Here is a 15,139-nt window from a genome sequence, read left to right as displayed (position 1 = left end):
TCTCCTTGCAGGAGAAGGTGTGCCGATCACCGACGACGATAGTTTTTCTGCGCCGTATTCACCTTATACAGGTACCGGCGGGATTCCGCAGAAGGGTGGCGGGTGGTGAGGGTGGAGTAAACATCCCCCGGCGCCATGCTGTTGATGATGTTCGCGGCCTGCACTTTGTCATTCGAGAAGACGCGCAGCACGCTGCCCGCGCCGCCGTTATAGGCGGTGATCACCGCATAGCGGCGCGACGTTGGGTTATCAATTCCGCCCAGATACACATTGTTCAGCATCGCCAGATAGGCGGTACCGGTATCAATGTTGCTCTGCGGGTCGAACAGATAGCTGCGGCTCGGCGTGCCGGATTTCCCCTGCGCGCGGAAGACGTCTTTCCCGGCGCTGTGCTGCACCACCTGCATCAGCCCCAGGGCGTCGGAACGGCTTACCGCATACGGGTTAAACGAGGATTCGGTCTGCATAATCGCCAGGATCAGCGACTCATCCACGCCGTACTTACGTGAGGCCTGACGCACCATCCCAATGTACTTATGCGCACGCTTGTCGAGGTGGTTCGGGACGAGGTTTATGGTGACACTGTAGATGATCTTCAGACCGTTAGAGCGGCTTTTCAGGCGCGTCTGCAGCAGGTAGTCGGCAAATTTCGTGGCGCGACCTTCCCAGCGGATCGGCTGGCCGGTCTGATCGACAACCTGACCGTACAGGAACGGCTCTTTCGAGATCGTAATATCGTCGGCATCGGAGTAGAGATCGATAGATCCCGGATCGTCACCCATCAGCAGGGTTTTGATAATGGCCTGACGTAAGCGCGCTGCAGGGTCAGTGCCTGCAATGGTCTCAATCGTGATCGTACCCTCATCAAAGTTGATGTGGCTACGGGTCAAATAGGCGTCGGTGTACTTAACGTAGTCCTTGGGTCCGGCAATAAGAACTTCGTTAAATCCCCATATGTTCTCGATGTTGTGGGCAAACTGCCCCATCAAAATGTCAAAACCGTTGGTGTCCTTGATCCAGGCTTCGTTGTAATCTTCGCCTTTTTTTGACGAACACGAGACAAGCAACGGCGCAACAAGGGCTAGCGCTAAAAGTTTTTTCATCATTCCGGGAGTGCGTGTTGTGTTTGCTTTAACGGCGGGGTTTCCCCCGCACGCTGTTATTTTTCCGGTGGCGTATAGCCTTCGATGTGCACGTCTTTACCTTCGAACAGGAAGCTTACCATCTCCTGCTCCAGCAGCTTGCGGTGTTCCGGGTTCATCATGCTGAGTTTCTTCTCGTTGATCAGCATGGTCTGCTTTTTCTGCCACTGTCCCCAGGCTTCTTTGGAGATTTCATTGTAGATGCGTTTACCCAGGTCGCCCGGATAAAGCTGGAAATCCTGGCCCTCAGCGTCACGCTGCAGGAAAGTACAAAAAATCGTTCTGGCCATACACATTCCTCTTTTTCTTGTCGATGCTAAACCATTGCACCGGCACGTAATTGCTGTAACAGGCGCTCCACGGGAGCCGCCAGTCCGACTGATGGCGGTTGCGCTAAGTTATACCAGAGAGCGGTGCCTTCATCCATGCACGAGGCAAATGACGACACGGGAAGCCACATGGGTACAATATCCAGGTGGAAATGGCTGAAGGTATGGCGAAACGCGGTCAACTGCGTCAGGTTATCGGCAGCAATCCCGCGCTTTTTAAGCCATTCACGCAGCAAGTCTTCATCTTCAAACTGTGGGAAGCAGTATAGACCACCCCACAGGCCGCTCGGCGGACGCTGGGCCAGGAAGACCTCGTCGCCGTGCTGCATCAGCAGCATATAGCCTGTGCGCTCCGGCAGCGTCTGTTTGGGTTTCTTACCCGGATACTGCGCCCAGGAATGGTTGGCATACGCCACGCAGAGAGTATTCACCGGGCAGAGTTCGCATTTTGGTTTTGAGCGCGTGCAGACCATGGCGCCGAGATCCATCATCGCCTGGTTGAAACGCTCGACGCCGTTGGCCGGGGTGACCGCTTCACTAATTTCCCAAAGACGTTTTTCAACGTCCTTCTTCCCCGGCCAGCCGTCGACGGCATAGCAGCGTGCCAGCACGCGCTTTACGTTGCCGTCGAGGATCGGGAAATGCTTGCCTAACGACAGGGAAAGAATCGCACCTGCGGTTGAGCGTCCGACGCCGGGGAGATCGGCCACCTCGTCGAAGGTTTCCGGGAATTTCCCGTTGCGGCGCGTCGCGACCTGCTGTGCGGCCTTGTGAAGGTTACGCGCGCGGGCGTAATAGCCAAGACCGGTCCACAGGTGCAGGACCTCGTCCAGCGGGGCGTTGGCCAGATCGGTCACCGTCGGGAAGCGCGCCATAAAACGCTCGAAGTAAGGGATCACCGTGGCGACCTGCGTTTGTTGCAACATCACCTCGGAGAGCCATACTTTGTAAGGCGTTTTTTCAATTTGCCAGGGCAGGGTTTTACGCCCGTATTTGTCGTACCAGTCCAGCACCTGGGCTGAAAATTGAGAGGCTTGCATGGTCATCGATTCGCATAATCAGGGACGCAGATTGCAGCACAGCGTCAATCTGCTGTAAACCGGATCTTTCCCATGCTTGCATAGAAGCCTTAACTTTGGATAATGCCCGTTTCCCGAACATTCTCACAAGCAGACAACTCTTTTATGAAAAACGACGTCATTTCACCGGAATTTGATGAAAACGGTCGCCCGCTGCGCCGTATTCGCAGCTTTGTCCGTCGTCAGGGCCGCCTGACAAAAGGTCAGCAACACGCGCTGGACAACTACTGGCCGGTGATGGGCGTTGAGTTCAGCGAGCAGCCTCTGGACTTTACTGAACTGTTCGGCCGCGAAGCACCCGTCACGCTGGAGATCGGTTTTGGTATGGGCACCTCGCTGGTGACCATGGCGAAAGCCCGCCCGGAGCAGAACTTCCTCGGTATTGAAGTCCACTCCCCGGGCGTGGGTGCATGCCTGGCAACGGCCCATGAAGAGGGCGTAGAGAACCTGCGCGTGATGTGTCATGACGCGGTGGAAGTGCTGCACAAAATGATTCCTGACAATTCTTTAACCATGGTTCAGCTCTTTTTCCCTGACCCGTGGCACAAAGCACGTCATAATAAACGCCGTATCGTTCAGGCGCCGTTTGCCGAGCTGGTGAAAAGCAAGCTGAAGCTGGGCGGTGTCTTCCATATGGCGACCGACTGGGAACCGTATGCGGAACATATGCTGGAAGTGATGTCGTCGCTGGACGGCTATAAAAACCAGTCTGCGAGCAACGACTATGTACCGCGTCCGGAATCGCGTCCGGTAACGAAATTTGAACAGCGTGGCCATCGTCTTGGTCACGGTGTATGGGACTTAATGTTCGAGAGGGTGAAATAATGGCAAAGAATCGTAGCCGTCGTCTGCGTAAAAAGATGCACATCGAAGAATTCCAGGAAGTGGGCTTCTCCGTTGCGTGGCGTTTCCCGGAAGGCACCAGCGTTGAGCAGATCGATCAGGACGTGGATGCGTTCATCAACGACGTGATTGAGCCAAACAAGCTGGCCTTCGACGGTAGCGGCTACCTGGCATGGGAAGGTCTGATCTGCACCCAGGAAGTGGGTAAATGCACTGAAGAACATCAGGCGCTGGTGCGTAAATGGCTTGAGGACCACAAGCTGGAAGATGTCCGCGTCAGCGAACTTTTCGACGTTTGGTGGGACTAATAAAGAAGTCAGGGGCCAGCATTAGCTGGCCCATTTTGTCTGAGGGAGTGTTTAAGATGCGCAAAACGTTGCTGGCTGTTGCTTTGATGGCAACTGGATTCACCGCCCATGCGGATTATCAGTGTAGCGTCACCCCGCGTGATGACGTGGTGTTAAGCCCGCAAACCGTGCAGGTCAAAGGCGAGAACGGCAATCTGGTGATTACGCCGCAGGGGAACGTCACCTTTAACGGCAAGCAGTACAACCTGACTGCCGCACAGCGTGAGCAGGCGAAAGACTATCAGGCCGATTTGCGTACCGCGCTGCCGTGGATTAATGAAGGTGCCCTGACGCGCGTCGAAAAGAGCCGCGTGGCGCTGGATAAGATCATCACTAAAGAGGTGGGGGAGAGCAGCAATATGCGCACCCGCCTGACGAAGCTTGATAAGCAGCTTAAAGAACAGATGAACCGCATTATCGAGACGCGCTCCGACGGCCTGACGTTCCACTACAAGGCGATTGATCAGGTCCGTGCCGACGGGCAGCAGCTGGTGAATCAGGCGATGGGCGGCATCCTGCAGGACAGCATCAACGAGATGGGCGCCAAAGCCGTGCTAAAAGGCGGCGGTAACCCGCTGCAGGGCGTGCTGGGCAGTCTTGGCGGCCTGCAGACCTCTATTCAGAACGAGTGGAAGAACCAGGAAGATGATTTCCAGCAGTTCGGCAAAGACGTGTGTAAACGCGTGGTGTCGCTGGAAGATAGTAGGAAGGCGCTGGTGGGGACGCTTAAGTAAGATCTCTGCGCGCTGGGCCCCTCACCCCATCCCTCTCCCCAGGGGAGAGGGTGTAATCGTTCCCTCTCCCTGTGGGAGAGGGTTAGGGTGAGGGCATCAGGCATTGCAGTCGTTGCAGAATTGCCATCATTACCTCCTCCTCATTAGCTCTGATTTCATTATTCCAGAACCGTAGTATTTCCCAGCCGTTTACATTCAAAAATTCAGCACGACGTGAATCATACATTTCGTTGTTCTGATGTTGTCCACCGTCCAGCTCGATAATCAGCTTTGCCTTAAAACAGGCAAAATCCACGATATAGGCACCAATCGGCATCTGGCGGCGAAACTTATAGCCAAAGAAGCGGCGTCCCCTGAGTAAATACCAGAGGCGTAACTCTTCGGGCGTCATTTGTTTGCGGAGTTGTTTTGATTTGTCCATCCCCGCACTCTGCCAGCCTTTCCCTCAGCCGGCAGAGCGGGATGCAAAATCCTGAATCAGCCTTCAGGAATCTTCGGCGAGGAACAGCTCAAGAAGGGAGTTTAAGAACAGTTTGCCGTGCTCGGTGATCTGCCAGTATTCATCACACTCGGTGAGATACCCCAGGGCCAGCGCCTCGTCGATCTGCGGGCGAATCACCGACTCCGGCAGCCCGGTGTAACGTGTAAATTCCGCACGCGGCGCGGCCTCCAGCAGGCGGAAGCGGTTCATAAAGAACTCAAACGGCTTATCCGCCGCCTCGACGTCGTGCTGACGCTCCAGGTAGCGGCCTTCCATATATCCGCGCGGGTGGCGGGTTTTGGCGGTGCGCAGAATGCGCCCGTCCGGGAAGGTCACCTTGCCGTGCGCGCCGCAGCCAATACCGAGATAGTCGCCAAAGCGCCAGTAGTTCAGGTTGTGCTGACACTGGTAGCCCGGCTTCGCGTACGCGGACGTTTCATACTGCTGATAGCCCGCAGCGGTTAACAACTGGTGACCCTGCTCGAAGATATCCCACAGCGCGTCGTCGTCCGGCAGCACCGGCGGGCGGGAACCGAACAGCGTGTTTGGCTCGATGGTGAGCTGGTACCACGACAGGTGTGGCGGGTTCAGTGCAATGGCCTGGCGCAGGTCGTCCAGCGCCTCGTCCAGCGACTGATCCGGCAGGCCGTGCATCAAATCGAGGTTGAAGCTGCGAAGATTAAGCCCGGTCGCCAGGTTTGCCGCGCGCTTCGCCTCTTCCGGGCCGTGAATGCGCCCCAGACGTTTTAGCTTCGGTTCGCTAAAGCTCTGCACGCCGATTGAGATGCGGTTTACGCCCGCGCGCTGATAGTCGACAAAACGGTCGGCCTCAACGGTGCCGGGGTTGGCTTCCATCGTAATTTCAGCATCCGCTGCCAGGTTCAGGCGCGCACGCACGCCGTCCAGCAGCGTCTGCATCGCCGGGCCTGAAAGCAGGCTCGGCGTACCGCCACCAATGAAAATGGTCTTAACTTCACGTCCCTGTGCGTAAGGTACATCGGCGTCCAGGTCGGCCAACAGATGCGCAACGTAATCATCGTGCGGCACTTCGCCCTTCAGCGCGTGCGAGTTAAAATCGCAGTACGGGCATTTCTGCACGCACCACGGGATGTGAATATAAAGACTCAGAGGTGGCAAATTAGCCATTACGCAGTGCTTCCAGTAACAGTTTCAGCGCGCGTCCACGGTGGGAAATCGCGCTTTTCTCTTCGCGGGTCAGTTCCGCAGCGGTTTTGCCCTCGGAAGGGACAAAGAAAATCGGGTCGTAGCCAAAGCCGCCGTTGCCAGCCGCTTCACGGGTAATCACGCCCGGCCAGCTGCCGTGGCAGACGATAGGCGTAGGGTCTTCCGCGTGACGCAGATAAACCAGTACGCAGTGGAACTGCGCGGTGCGCTGCTCGTCCGGTACGTCTTTCAGGGCGACAAGCAGCTTTTCGAGATTCTGCTGGTCGGTGGCGTCAGCGCCGGAGTAGCGCGCGGAGTAAATCCCCGGCGCACCGCCGAGAAAATCCACGGCCAGGCCGGAGTCGTCGGCAATCGCGGGCAGGCCCGTAATCTGCGCGGCGTGGCGCGCTTTCAGGATCGCGTTTTCGATAAACGTCAGCCCCGTCTCTTCGGCGGAATCCACGCCAAGATCGGTCTGGGCGACCACGTCCAGCCCAAAATCATTTAATAGCGAGGCCAGCTCGCGCACTTTACCAGCGTTGCCGGTCGCGAGAACAACTTTCTGCATGGTTTAGTCCTGTTCTTTCAGTGCCGCGACTTCCGTCGGGATAGATTGTGGATTAAGGATTTTTACCTGTTTATGTCGCCCAAGTTCACCTTTTTCAATGATGACCTGGCTTTTGGCGACGCGAAACTGTTTTGCCAGATATTTAGTCAGATGCGCGTTCGCCTGGCCGTCAACCGGCGGGGCGGTGATGGCGACTTTTAACTCGTCGCCATGCAGCCCAACAATACCGTCACGGCTGGCTTTTGGCTGAATATACAGCCGCAAGACCAGCCCGTCAGCGCAGGTGCTTACTGCACTCATAGCGCCATCCACAGCCCCGGCAGCAGCATATTGCCCGTGGACTGTAACAGCTCAGCGATCCCCATGTTGACCACATAGAGCAGCAGAACCAGGATCATCGGGGAAAAATCGATGCCGCCCATAGACGGAAGCAGGTTACGGATTGGACGCAGCAGCGGCTCTGCCAGCTGAATCAAAGCATACTCCACCGGGCTACGCCCCTGGCTGACCCAGCTCATGATGGCCATCACCAGCAGCACCCAGAAAATAAGCAGACCGATGGTTTTGACCAGAATCAGGACCGCAGCAATCCAGATAATCGGCTGGAAGGTGATGACCATAAACAGCACGATCGCTTTGATAACGCTCAGAATAAACGCCACCAGCAGAGACGAACTGTCGATGGGGCCCATGGCCGGGATAATACGGCGCAATGGTCCGACAACAGGCTGCGTGATTTTCACGACAAACTGCGAGAACGGATTGTAAAAGTCACAGCGGGCCCACTGCATCCAGACGCGCAGCAAAAGCGCCATCGTATACAGCTCAAGCACAGTTGAGAGCAGGAAAGTCAACGTCTTCATGGCGTTCCTCAGGTTTCCTTATTATTTTGAGTAGTCGCGCGCACCGAAAATTGCCGTGCCGATGCGCACCATAGTGCTGCCTGCCGCGATGGCGGCTTCCATATCATCCGACATGCCCAGAGAAAGCGTGTCTACCGTGTTATAGCGCGCTTTAAGCGCCTCAAATGCTACAGCCATTTGCTGTGCCACGGCAAACTGCCTTTCATAACTTGACTCAGGCGCCGGAATGGCCATCAGCCCGCGCAGGGTTAAGCGCGGCAGTTCGGCCACCTCTGCGGCCAGCGCGTCCAGCTCGCTCAGCTCAATGCCGGACTTGCTGTTTTCGTCGCTGATGTTGACCTGAATCAGCACGTTAAGCGCTGGCATCTCTGCCGGACGCTGGTCGTTCAGACGTGTCGCAATACGCAGACGGTCGATGGTGTGACACCAGTCGAAGTGCTCTGCCACCAGACGGCTTTTGTTCGACTGCAGCGGGCCAATAAAGTGCCACTGCAGATCCGCCTTCCCCTGTTCCTGGAAGTAGCGAATTTTATCCACGCCTTCCTGCACGTAATTTTCACCAAACGCCCGCTGGCCTGCGTCAATGGCTTCTGCGATAGCGCTCGCAGGCTTGGTTTTGCTGACTGCAAGCAGGGTAATTTCTTCTGAAGCACGGCCGCAACGCGTTGCAGCGGCTGAGATTTTGTCCCGGACCTGTGCCAGGTTATGTGCAATGTCGTTCATTTTCCGAGGAGTAGTCTATGGATGTGGAAGAAATTGTGGCCCTTAGTGTAAAGCATAACGTCTCCGATCTACACCTGTGCAGTGATTCGCCACCCCGCTGGCGCAGAACGGGCCGCCTTGAACCGGCACCGTTTCCTCCTCCTGACGTCGGGGCGTTGTTAAAAGCGTGGCTCAACGACGAGCAGCAGGGGATATGGTGGGCCAGCGGGCAGGTGGATTTTGCCGTGACGGTGGCGGGAGGCCAGCGTCTGCGCGGCAGTGCCTTTAAGCAGATGAGCGGTATCTCTGTAACGCTCCGGCTGTTGCCGCGTACCTGCCCGCAGCTCGCTTCGCTGGGTGCGCCGCGGGCAATCCCGGAACTGTTAACCAATGACGCCGGACTGATTCTGGTGACAGGAGCAACCGGCAGCGGTAAATCTACGACGCTGGCTGCGATGGTCGATTTTCTTAACCGCCATGCTGATGGCCATATCCTCACGCTTGAAGATCCGGTGGAGTTTATCTACCGGAGCGAACGTTGTCTGATCCAGCAGCGGGAGATAGGTCAGCACAGCCCGTCATTTGCAGAAGCGCTGCGCAGTGCCTTACGCCAGGATCCGGACGTGATTCTGCTTGGGGAGTTGCGCGACAGCGAAACGATCCGCCTGGCGCTGACGGCGGCGGAGACCGGGCATCTGGTGCTGGCGACGCTGCATACGCGCGGGGCATCGCAGGCGATTGAACGGCTGGTCGATACGTTCCCGGCGCAGGAGAAAGATCCGGTGCGTAACCAGCTGGCCGGCAGCCTGCGGGCGGTGCTGGCGCAAAAGCTGCTTCCCGATCTTCAGGGCGGGCGCGTCGCGCTGTATGAACTACTGGTGAATACCGCCGCGGCGGCGAATCTCATTCGTGAAGGGAAAACGTGGCAACTTCCCGGCATCATTCAAACCGGTCAGCAGGCAGGCATGCAGAACTTTGACCAGAGCCTGGCGGAGAGACGGGCGCAGGGGCGGCTGTAGGCCCCTGTGCTTAAAAGCCCTGCTCGAAATAGCTTTCGAGGATGATAACGGCAGAAGCTGAGTCCACGCTGCCTTTGTTGAGCGCCCGGAAGCCGCCGTGCTCAAACAGACCCGCACGCGCTTCGACGGTGCTCAGACGCTCGTCGTGCAGCTTCACGGAGACGCCAAAGCGGCCATGGATTTTGTTGGCGAACTTACGCGCCCGGGCGGTCAGCGGCTGTTCGGTACCGTCCATGTTCAGCGGCAGCCCAACAATCACGTCATCCGGTTGCCACTCCTTGAGCAGGCGCTCAATGAGGTTCCAGTCCGGCGTGCCGTCGTTGGCCTTCAGGGCCGTAAGCGGACGCGCGGTACCGGTGATGCGCTGCCCCACGGCGACGCCAATGCTTTTGGTACCAAAATCGAAGGCAAGAAGCGTTCCGCTCATCAGGCGTGCCCCGCTACGCCAGGCATGGTCAGGATATCAATGCCAATCAGCTTTGCCGCGTCACGCCAGCGATCGGCGATAGGGGTTTTAAACAGGATATTCATGTCCGCAGGGGCGGTGAGCCAGGCGTTATCGAGGATCTCCTGCTCAAGCTGGCCTTTCTCCCACGACGAATAGCCCAGCGCCACCAGCACTTCAGAAGGCTGCTCTGCGGTGCCCAGCGTTTCGAGCACGTCACGCGAGGTCGTGATAACGGTCTTGTCGGAGATGCGAATGCTGGAAGAGAATACCGGCGGCGTATGCAGGATAAAACCACGATCTTCTGCAAGAGGTCCACCCAGCATCACGGGCTTATCAAGCCGGATTTCCGGCAGTCGCGCTTCAGCCGGGATTTTCAGCTTGTCCAGAATCCCTTCAACCTGAAGATTTTCCAGCGGTTTATTGATGATAATGCCCATCGCGCCGTCTTCATTGTATTCACAAATATAAACCACGGCGCGGCGAAAAATCGGGTCCTGGAGAGCAGGCATGGCAATAAGAAAGTGATGCTGTAAATTCATTGTCAGAGGTACTGTTTCCTGGTTTAAAAAGCGACAGCGCCCAGTATGGGGACAAACTCAGGCGCTGTCACTAATAGTATTGTTAGGTTATTTTTGTAAACGCTTTTCGATAGCGTCCATCAGCATACCGGTGATTGAGACAGGGAATTCCGCTTCAATTTCACGAATGCAGGTCGGGCTGGTGACGTTCACTTCGGTAAGACGATCGCCGATGATATCCAGTCCGACGAAGATCAGACCTTTGGCTTTCAGCGTCGGGCCAACGCGGCGGGCAATTTCCCAGTCGCTTTCGGTCAGCGGACGCGGCTCGCCGCGGCCACCGGCGGCCAGATTACCGCGGGTTTCGCCACCCTGCGGGATTCGTGCCAGGCAGTAAGGAACCGGTTCGCCATCCACCACCAGAACGCGTTTGTCGCCGTCTTTGATCGCCGGAATATAGTTCTGTGCCATGCAGTAACGCGTGCCCAGTTCGGTCAGCGTTTCGGCAATCACGCCAATGTTCGGATCGCTCTCTTTCACGCGGAAAATCGATGCGCCGCCCATGCCGTCCAGCGGCTTCATGATGATATCGCCGTGCTTCTGCCAGAATTCCTTCAGCTGCGCTTTGCTGCGGGTCACCAGGGTTTCCGGCGTCAGGTCAGAGAACCAGGCGGTGTAGAGCTTCTCGTTACAGTCGCGCAGGCTCTGGGGCTTGTTGACCATCAGCGTGCCTTTCTCTTCAGCGCGTTCGAGAATATAGGTGCAGTAGATGTATTCGGTGTCGAACGGCGGATCTTTACGCATCAGGATGACGTTGAGATCGGCCAGGGAAATGTCCTGCTCGGTGCCGAATTCGTACCATTTGTCGTAGTTCTGCTCGACGTTAACGATGCGGGTGCGCGCGCGGGCTTCACCGTTGATCAGGTAAAGATCGTTCATCTCCATATAGTGGAGTTCATAGCCGCGACGCTGCGCTTCCAGCAGCATGGCGAAGCTGGAATCTTTCTTGATGTTAATGTTTGCGATGGGGTCCATCACGATGCCGAGCTTGATCATGTTCTTCTCCGTTAATGCTTCAACCCAGATCGCCAAACCGTACCTGTAGCGCGGTAATGGCCGTGAGTGCCGTTGTCTCAGTGCGCAGAACGCGAGGTCCCAACAGAATATCAGTAAACTGGTAACGTGCCGTCATCGCAATTTCGTCCGCCGACAGGCCGCCTTCGGGGCCAATCAGCAGGCGTACGCGCTCAACGGGCAGGGGCAGCGTATTGATGCTGGCGCTGGCGCGCGGATGAAGATTGAGCTTCAGCCCACTGTCCTCTTCTGCACACCACTCCTCCAGATCCATCGCCGGGCGGATCTCCGGAATACGGTTGCGGCCACTCTGTTCGCAAGCCGCAATGGCAATTTTCTGCCACTGCTGGATCTTTTTGTTCAGACGTTCCGCATCCAGTTTAACGCCACAGCGCTCAGAAAAAAGTGGCGTAATGAGGCTTACACCCAGTTCAATGGATTTCTGAATGGTGAACTCCATTTTCTCGCCGCGCGACATCACCTGGCCCAGATGAATGTGCAGCGGTGATTCCCGGTCGTCCACTTCGCCACGCAGGACGTTAACGTGTACGCTTTTTTTATCAGACCGCGTGATTTCCGCGTCGAAAACCTGGTTCGAGCCGTCGAACAGCTGTATTGCCTGACCTGCGCCCATGCGCAGCACGCGGCCAACGTGGTTGGCAGCGTCATCAGACAGGGCGATTTCGCGGCCTGCGGTAATCAGTTCAGGATGGTAAATGCGGGGAATGCGCATAGTCAGAAATTCCATGTGTCATGCGATATAAGCGAATTGCCGTAGTGTAGGTTAGCTCTTTTGCGCCTGGCAAGCCCGCTGGACGTAAGGGTTGTGATTCCCCTGGACTCTGGCGATACGTTCGTCGCGCTGGCATTCCCACTCCGTCACCGGGTACTGCTTGTCCCAGGCGTTGAACAGCTGCGTCTGCTGGCGGGAAAGGTTGAGGTCGTAACGGTCGCGCATATAGAAGTAGGTGCGGGCAATGCTGCCGCGCGCGCGGGCAGGGGGCTCGGCGACTTTCTCTTTAAAATCAACCTTCATACCGCACTGGCCGTACTGGCCTTCGCCACCGTTCCACTGGCTGTACATGAAATTACCCCGGTCGCCGTTCACTTCACCCACGGCAGGCTGCAGGTTATGCATATCGCTTTCCATCTGGCGATACACCGGATCTTTGGCGCAGTTTTTACGTCCGCCATCCTGCCAGCACTGGCGCTGGTGGCCAAACTGCCAGGCCGGAACGACATGCTCCCATTCAATACGGCTGGCGCGGTTTTCGTTTTTACGCACCTTGTAGCCGCAGGACTCAAGGTCAACGACCCCTTTTTTACCCTGCCAGTTAATTTTACAGCCGCAGTAGAAATCGCCCGGCACGTCGGCGTTCACCTTCACGCCTGCGGCCTTGGCCTGGGAAAAACTGTTGATACCGTCGGCCAGAGCATGGCCTGAGAGCGCCGTCGTCAGAAAGGCGACCGCGAGAGAAAAATTACGGGACATCTTACACTCCGTGTCAAAACGAGCCCGCAACGTAACGAATGTTGTTCCTGTATGCAATCAGTCAGATCAGGAAAGTTCCTGAAAGTTCAGATGATTATTCCGCAACCAGCGGCTCGCCGCATTTGACGCAGCGGTAGGTCGCCTCGCCACGCACCACGCGATTATGGCGACGGACGGTAAGCTGGTGCTGCTGACACTGGCAGCGGTAGGGGAAGGTATTGCGGCGCACCGATTCCAGCTCGAACTGATGGGTACGGCGTGCCGGAACGCCGAGCACTGCCTCCATCATCCACTTCCACTCTTTTCCATGCGGCGCGACGCGGCCAAAGTGTTTCCACACCAGCAGATGTGCCAGCTCGTGCGGTACCACTTCCTCGATAAACGCCTGCTGGTTTTCCATCATCAGCACCGGGTTAAGGCGGATCTCATACGACTCGAGCCAGGCGGTACCGGCCGAGGTTCCACGCTGCTGGTAGACGAGTTTGGGTTCAGGATAATTGCGACCGAGCTTCAGGTTCGCCTGGGCGAGTTTTTCCCGCAGGCTGCGCATAACGGCCTGCTGAATGGCGATGGGGAGACGGGGTGCTTTCATAGGGGCAGAGCATAAAGCGCGAAGCGGGGAGGCGCAAGAGGCGCCTCCCGCAAGATAATTAGTCGTGAGCGCCGATTTCGCGCAGAGGACGACCTTTCATCAGGTTACGTTCAATATGTTCCAGCGAAACGTGTTTGGTTTCTGGAACCAGCCAGATGGTCAGCACAATAAAGAAGATGTTCAGACCGGCGTAGACCCAGAAGGTGTTCGCGTTGCCCAGGGTATTGAGCATGGTCAGGAACGTTGCGCCGACGATCATGTTGGCAACCCAGTTTGTTGCGGTAGAGCAGGTGATACCAAAATCACGCCCTTTCAGCGGCTGGATCTCCGAGCACAGCACCCAAATCAGCGGACCGGCGCTCATCGCAAACCCGACGATAAACATCAGCAGCATGCCTACCGCAAAGTACTGGGCGGTTGGGGAGTGAATGCCCACATGCATCATGGTACCGAGGACGCCCATACCGGCCGCCATCACCAGGAAGCCCAGCGTCAGGGTTGGCTTACGTCCCCAGCGATCCACCAGACCGATGGCGATAAAGGTCGCCAGCACGTTGGTCAGACCCACGATGACGGTCCCCCACATCTGCTCGGTGGTGTTGGTATAACCCGCCAGCTCAAAGATTTTTGGCGCGTAGTACATGATGACGTTCATCCCGGTGAACTGCTGCATGACCTGCAGCAGCACGCCAAGGAACACCGCGCGGCGGAAGTTGCTGTTCTCTTTAAACAGCGCCCAGCCGGACTGTTTGACCTTCAGGCTTTCGCGGATCTCTTCCAGCTCGTTTTTTGCCTCCGCGCTGGTATCGCGCAGGCGAAGCAGCACGCGTTCAGCATCGTGGAATCGACGTTTTGCAGCGAACCAGCGCGGGCTGTCCGGCAGGAAGAAGACGCCAATCAGCAGCAGGATGGCCGGGATGATGATCACGCCGAGCATCCAGCGCCATGAGCCGCTGTAGCTAAACGCGGTATCGGAAAGGTACGCGCCCAGGATACCGATGGTGATCATGAGCTGGTACATCGAAATCATACTGCCGCGGATTTTCTCCGGCGCGATTTCAGACAGGTAGAGCGGGGCGGTATAGGACGCCACGCCCACGGCAAGGCCGAGCAGCACGCGTGAAACCAGCAGAACCTCAACGTTAGGCGCTGCGGCAGAGAAGAGTGAACCGGCAACGAACAGGATCGCGCCGATCATCAGGCTCTTTTTACGCCCGAGCTTGAAGGAGAGCCAGCCGCTGCCGACGGCCCCAACGGCAGCGCCAAACATCATGGAGCTGACCACCCATTCCTGGGTGTGAGCGCTAATCTGGAACTCGTCAGTGATGAAAGGTAATGCACCGGCAATCACGCCGATATCCAGGCCAAAAAGTAATCCTGCCAGGGCGGCGAGGAAACAGACGAAGAATGTCATCGCCTTGTTGGACGTACGCCCCTGTTTTTTATTGTCAGGCATTATGCCCTCCAGTTGGGTTATCAGTTTTATTGATGTAAAGGGTAGGTGAGCAACTCGTAAAAATATGTGAGGTTAATCACATAGGTGTAATCGGTTACACTAACGTGGAACCGTAAAAATAATTAAAGCTTTGAAAATATAGAGGTAAACGAGGTGATGCGCATCGCGTTTGTTAGAATTTCGGACTTAACTGAAATGAAATGTAACAGCAGAAGAAAGGCGATCAGGCAAAGAGATTATTCTGAAAGCGGGATATATTCGGCATGGTGTAATCGGTTTCAAACATAA

The 15,139-nt window shown here is 56.5% G+C and carries 20 protein-coding genes; 4 read left to right on the top strand and 16 right to left on the bottom strand.

What is annotated here, in order from left to right; all coding sequences use genetic code 11:
- Positions 1-26: 26 nt before the first annotated feature.
- Genes mltC through mutY form a run of 3 tightly spaced genes read right to left on the bottom strand, consistent with a single transcriptional unit; the run spans position 27 to position 2,511 of the window.
- Entirely contained in the window at positions 27-1,103 is a 1,077-nt protein-coding gene (gene mltC, locus OTG14_RS18880) for a membrane-bound lytic murein transglycosylase MltC (RefSeq protein ID WP_024906549.1), read from the bottom strand.
- 56 nt (positions 1,104-1,159) lie between these two features.
- Positions 1,160-1,432, bottom strand: a complete 273-nt coding sequence (locus OTG14_RS18875) for an oxidative damage protection protein (RefSeq protein ID WP_023309138.1) — start codon at positions 1,430-1,432, stop codon at positions 1,160-1,162.
- 26 nt (positions 1,433-1,458) lie between these two features.
- Positions 1,459-2,511 (bottom strand): A/G-specific adenine glycosylase, encoded by a 1,053-nt coding sequence (mutY, locus tag OTG14_RS18870; RefSeq protein WP_267215591.1) that lies wholly within the window; start codon positions 2,509-2,511, stop codon positions 1,459-1,461.
- Positions 2,512-2,655: 144 nt separating this feature from the next.
- Here mutY and trmB point away from each other — a divergent pair, with 144 nt between their 5' ends.
- The 3 genes from trmB to OTG14_RS18855 are packed head-to-tail and all read left to right on the top strand — an operon-like array spanning position 2,656 to position 4,474.
- Positions 2,656-3,375, top strand: coding sequence for a tRNA (guanosine(46)-N7)-methyltransferase TrmB (gene trmB / locus OTG14_RS18865; RefSeq protein ID WP_023333355.1), 720 nt, complete (start codon positions 2,656-2,658; stop codon positions 3,373-3,375).
- Positions 3,375-3,701, top strand: a complete 327-nt coding sequence (locus tag OTG14_RS18860) for a YggL family protein (RefSeq protein ID WP_014885198.1) — start codon at positions 3,375-3,377, stop codon at positions 3,699-3,701. Before trmB ends, OTG14_RS18860 begins: the two co-directional genes overlap by 1 nt.
- Positions 3,702-3,757: 56 nt before the next feature.
- A complete protein-coding gene (locus OTG14_RS18855) occupies positions 3,758-4,474 on the top strand; it encodes a YggN family protein (RefSeq protein WP_024906551.1) in 717 nt (238 codons plus the stop codon).
- Between the two features lie 82 nt (positions 4,475-4,556).
- On the opposite strand, the gene OTG14_RS18850 is transcribed toward OTG14_RS18855, so the two are convergent.
- The 6 genes from OTG14_RS18850 to OTG14_RS18825 form a co-directional block, all read right to left on the bottom strand.
- The gene (locus OTG14_RS18850) at positions 4,557-4,895 is read right to left on the bottom strand and encodes an endonuclease domain-containing protein (protein ID WP_267215590.1); all 339 of its coding nucleotides are present in this window, start codon (positions 4,893-4,895) and stop codon (positions 4,557-4,559) included.
- 63 nt (positions 4,896-4,958) lie between these two features.
- On the bottom strand, positions 4,959-6,101 hold the full coding sequence (gene hemW / locus OTG14_RS18845; RefSeq protein WP_267215589.1) for a radical SAM family heme chaperone HemW: 1,143 nt from the start codon (positions 6,099-6,101) through the stop codon (positions 4,959-4,961).
- Complete coding sequence (locus tag OTG14_RS18840) at positions 6,094-6,687, bottom strand: XTP/dITP diphosphatase (RefSeq protein WP_267215588.1); 594 nt, start codon at positions 6,685-6,687, stop codon at positions 6,094-6,096. The genes hemW and OTG14_RS18840 overlap by 8 nt, the downstream gene beginning before the upstream one ends.
- Positions 6,688-6,690: 3 nt before the next feature.
- Positions 6,691-6,987: a DUF167 family protein YggU gene (gene yggU, locus OTG14_RS18835; protein ID WP_023309131.1), complete on the bottom strand. Its 297-nt coding sequence runs from the start codon at positions 6,985-6,987 to the stop codon at positions 6,691-6,693.
- Complete coding sequence (locus tag OTG14_RS18830; protein ID WP_024906554.1) at positions 6,984-7,550, bottom strand: YggT family protein; 567 nt, start codon at positions 7,548-7,550, stop codon at positions 6,984-6,986. The genes yggU and OTG14_RS18830 overlap by 4 nt, the downstream gene beginning before the upstream one ends.
- 21 nt (positions 7,551-7,571) lie before the next feature.
- Positions 7,572-8,273: a YggS family pyridoxal phosphate-dependent enzyme gene (locus OTG14_RS18825; RefSeq protein WP_267215587.1), complete on the bottom strand. Its 702-nt coding sequence runs from the start codon at positions 8,271-8,273 to the stop codon at positions 7,572-7,574.
- A 17-nt stretch (positions 8,274-8,290) separates the two neighbouring features.
- On the opposite strand from OTG14_RS18825, the gene OTG14_RS18820 reads away from it, so the two are divergent.
- Complete coding sequence (locus tag OTG14_RS18820) at positions 8,291-9,271, top strand: type IV pilus twitching motility protein PilT (protein WP_267215586.1); 981 nt, start codon at positions 8,291-8,293, stop codon at positions 9,269-9,271.
- Between the two features lie 10 nt (positions 9,272-9,281).
- Here the strand turns inward: OTG14_RS18820 and ruvX are convergent, their stop codons facing one another.
- The 7 genes from ruvX to galP form a co-directional block, all read right to left on the bottom strand.
- Positions 9,282-9,698: a Holliday junction resolvase RuvX gene (ruvX, locus tag OTG14_RS18815; protein ID WP_021242076.1), complete on the bottom strand. Its 417-nt coding sequence runs from the start codon at positions 9,696-9,698 to the stop codon at positions 9,282-9,284.
- Entirely contained in the window at positions 9,698-10,258 is a 561-nt protein-coding gene (locus tag OTG14_RS18810) for a YqgE/AlgH family protein (RefSeq protein ID WP_032645077.1), read from the bottom strand. The genes ruvX and OTG14_RS18810 overlap by 1 nt, the downstream gene beginning before the upstream one ends.
- A gap of 87 nt (positions 10,259-10,345) precedes the next feature.
- On the bottom strand, positions 10,346-11,293 hold the full coding sequence (gshB, locus tag OTG14_RS18805; protein ID WP_267215585.1) for a glutathione synthase: 948 nt from the start codon (positions 11,291-11,293) through the stop codon (positions 10,346-10,348).
- Between the two features lie 19 nt (positions 11,294-11,312).
- Positions 11,313-12,044: a 16S rRNA (uracil(1498)-N(3))-methyltransferase gene (gene rsmE / locus OTG14_RS18800; RefSeq protein ID WP_024906558.1), complete on the bottom strand. Its 732-nt coding sequence runs from the start codon at positions 12,042-12,044 to the stop codon at positions 11,313-11,315.
- 51 nt (positions 12,045-12,095) lie between these two features.
- Complete coding sequence (gene endA / locus OTG14_RS18795) at positions 12,096-12,803, bottom strand: deoxyribonuclease I (protein ID WP_023333343.1); 708 nt, start codon at positions 12,801-12,803, stop codon at positions 12,096-12,098.
- A gap of 94 nt (positions 12,804-12,897) precedes the next feature.
- On the bottom strand, positions 12,898-13,395 hold the full coding sequence (locus OTG14_RS18790) for a SprT family zinc-dependent metalloprotease (RefSeq protein ID WP_032650144.1): 498 nt from the start codon (positions 13,393-13,395) through the stop codon (positions 12,898-12,900).
- A gap of 58 nt (positions 13,396-13,453) precedes the next feature.
- Positions 13,454-14,851: a galactose/proton symporter gene (gene galP / locus OTG14_RS18785; RefSeq protein WP_157189703.1), complete on the bottom strand. Its 1,398-nt coding sequence runs from the start codon at positions 14,849-14,851 to the stop codon at positions 13,454-13,456.
- Positions 14,852-15,139: the final 288 nt, after the last annotated feature.

Source organism: Enterobacter pseudoroggenkampii (genome assembly GCF_026420145.1).
GTDB lineage: Bacteria > Pseudomonadota > Gammaproteobacteria > Enterobacterales > Enterobacteriaceae > Enterobacter > Enterobacter pseudoroggenkampii.
Note: the sequence above shows the minus strand (reverse complement) of the source record. Positions and strands in the feature narration are given on the sequence as shown.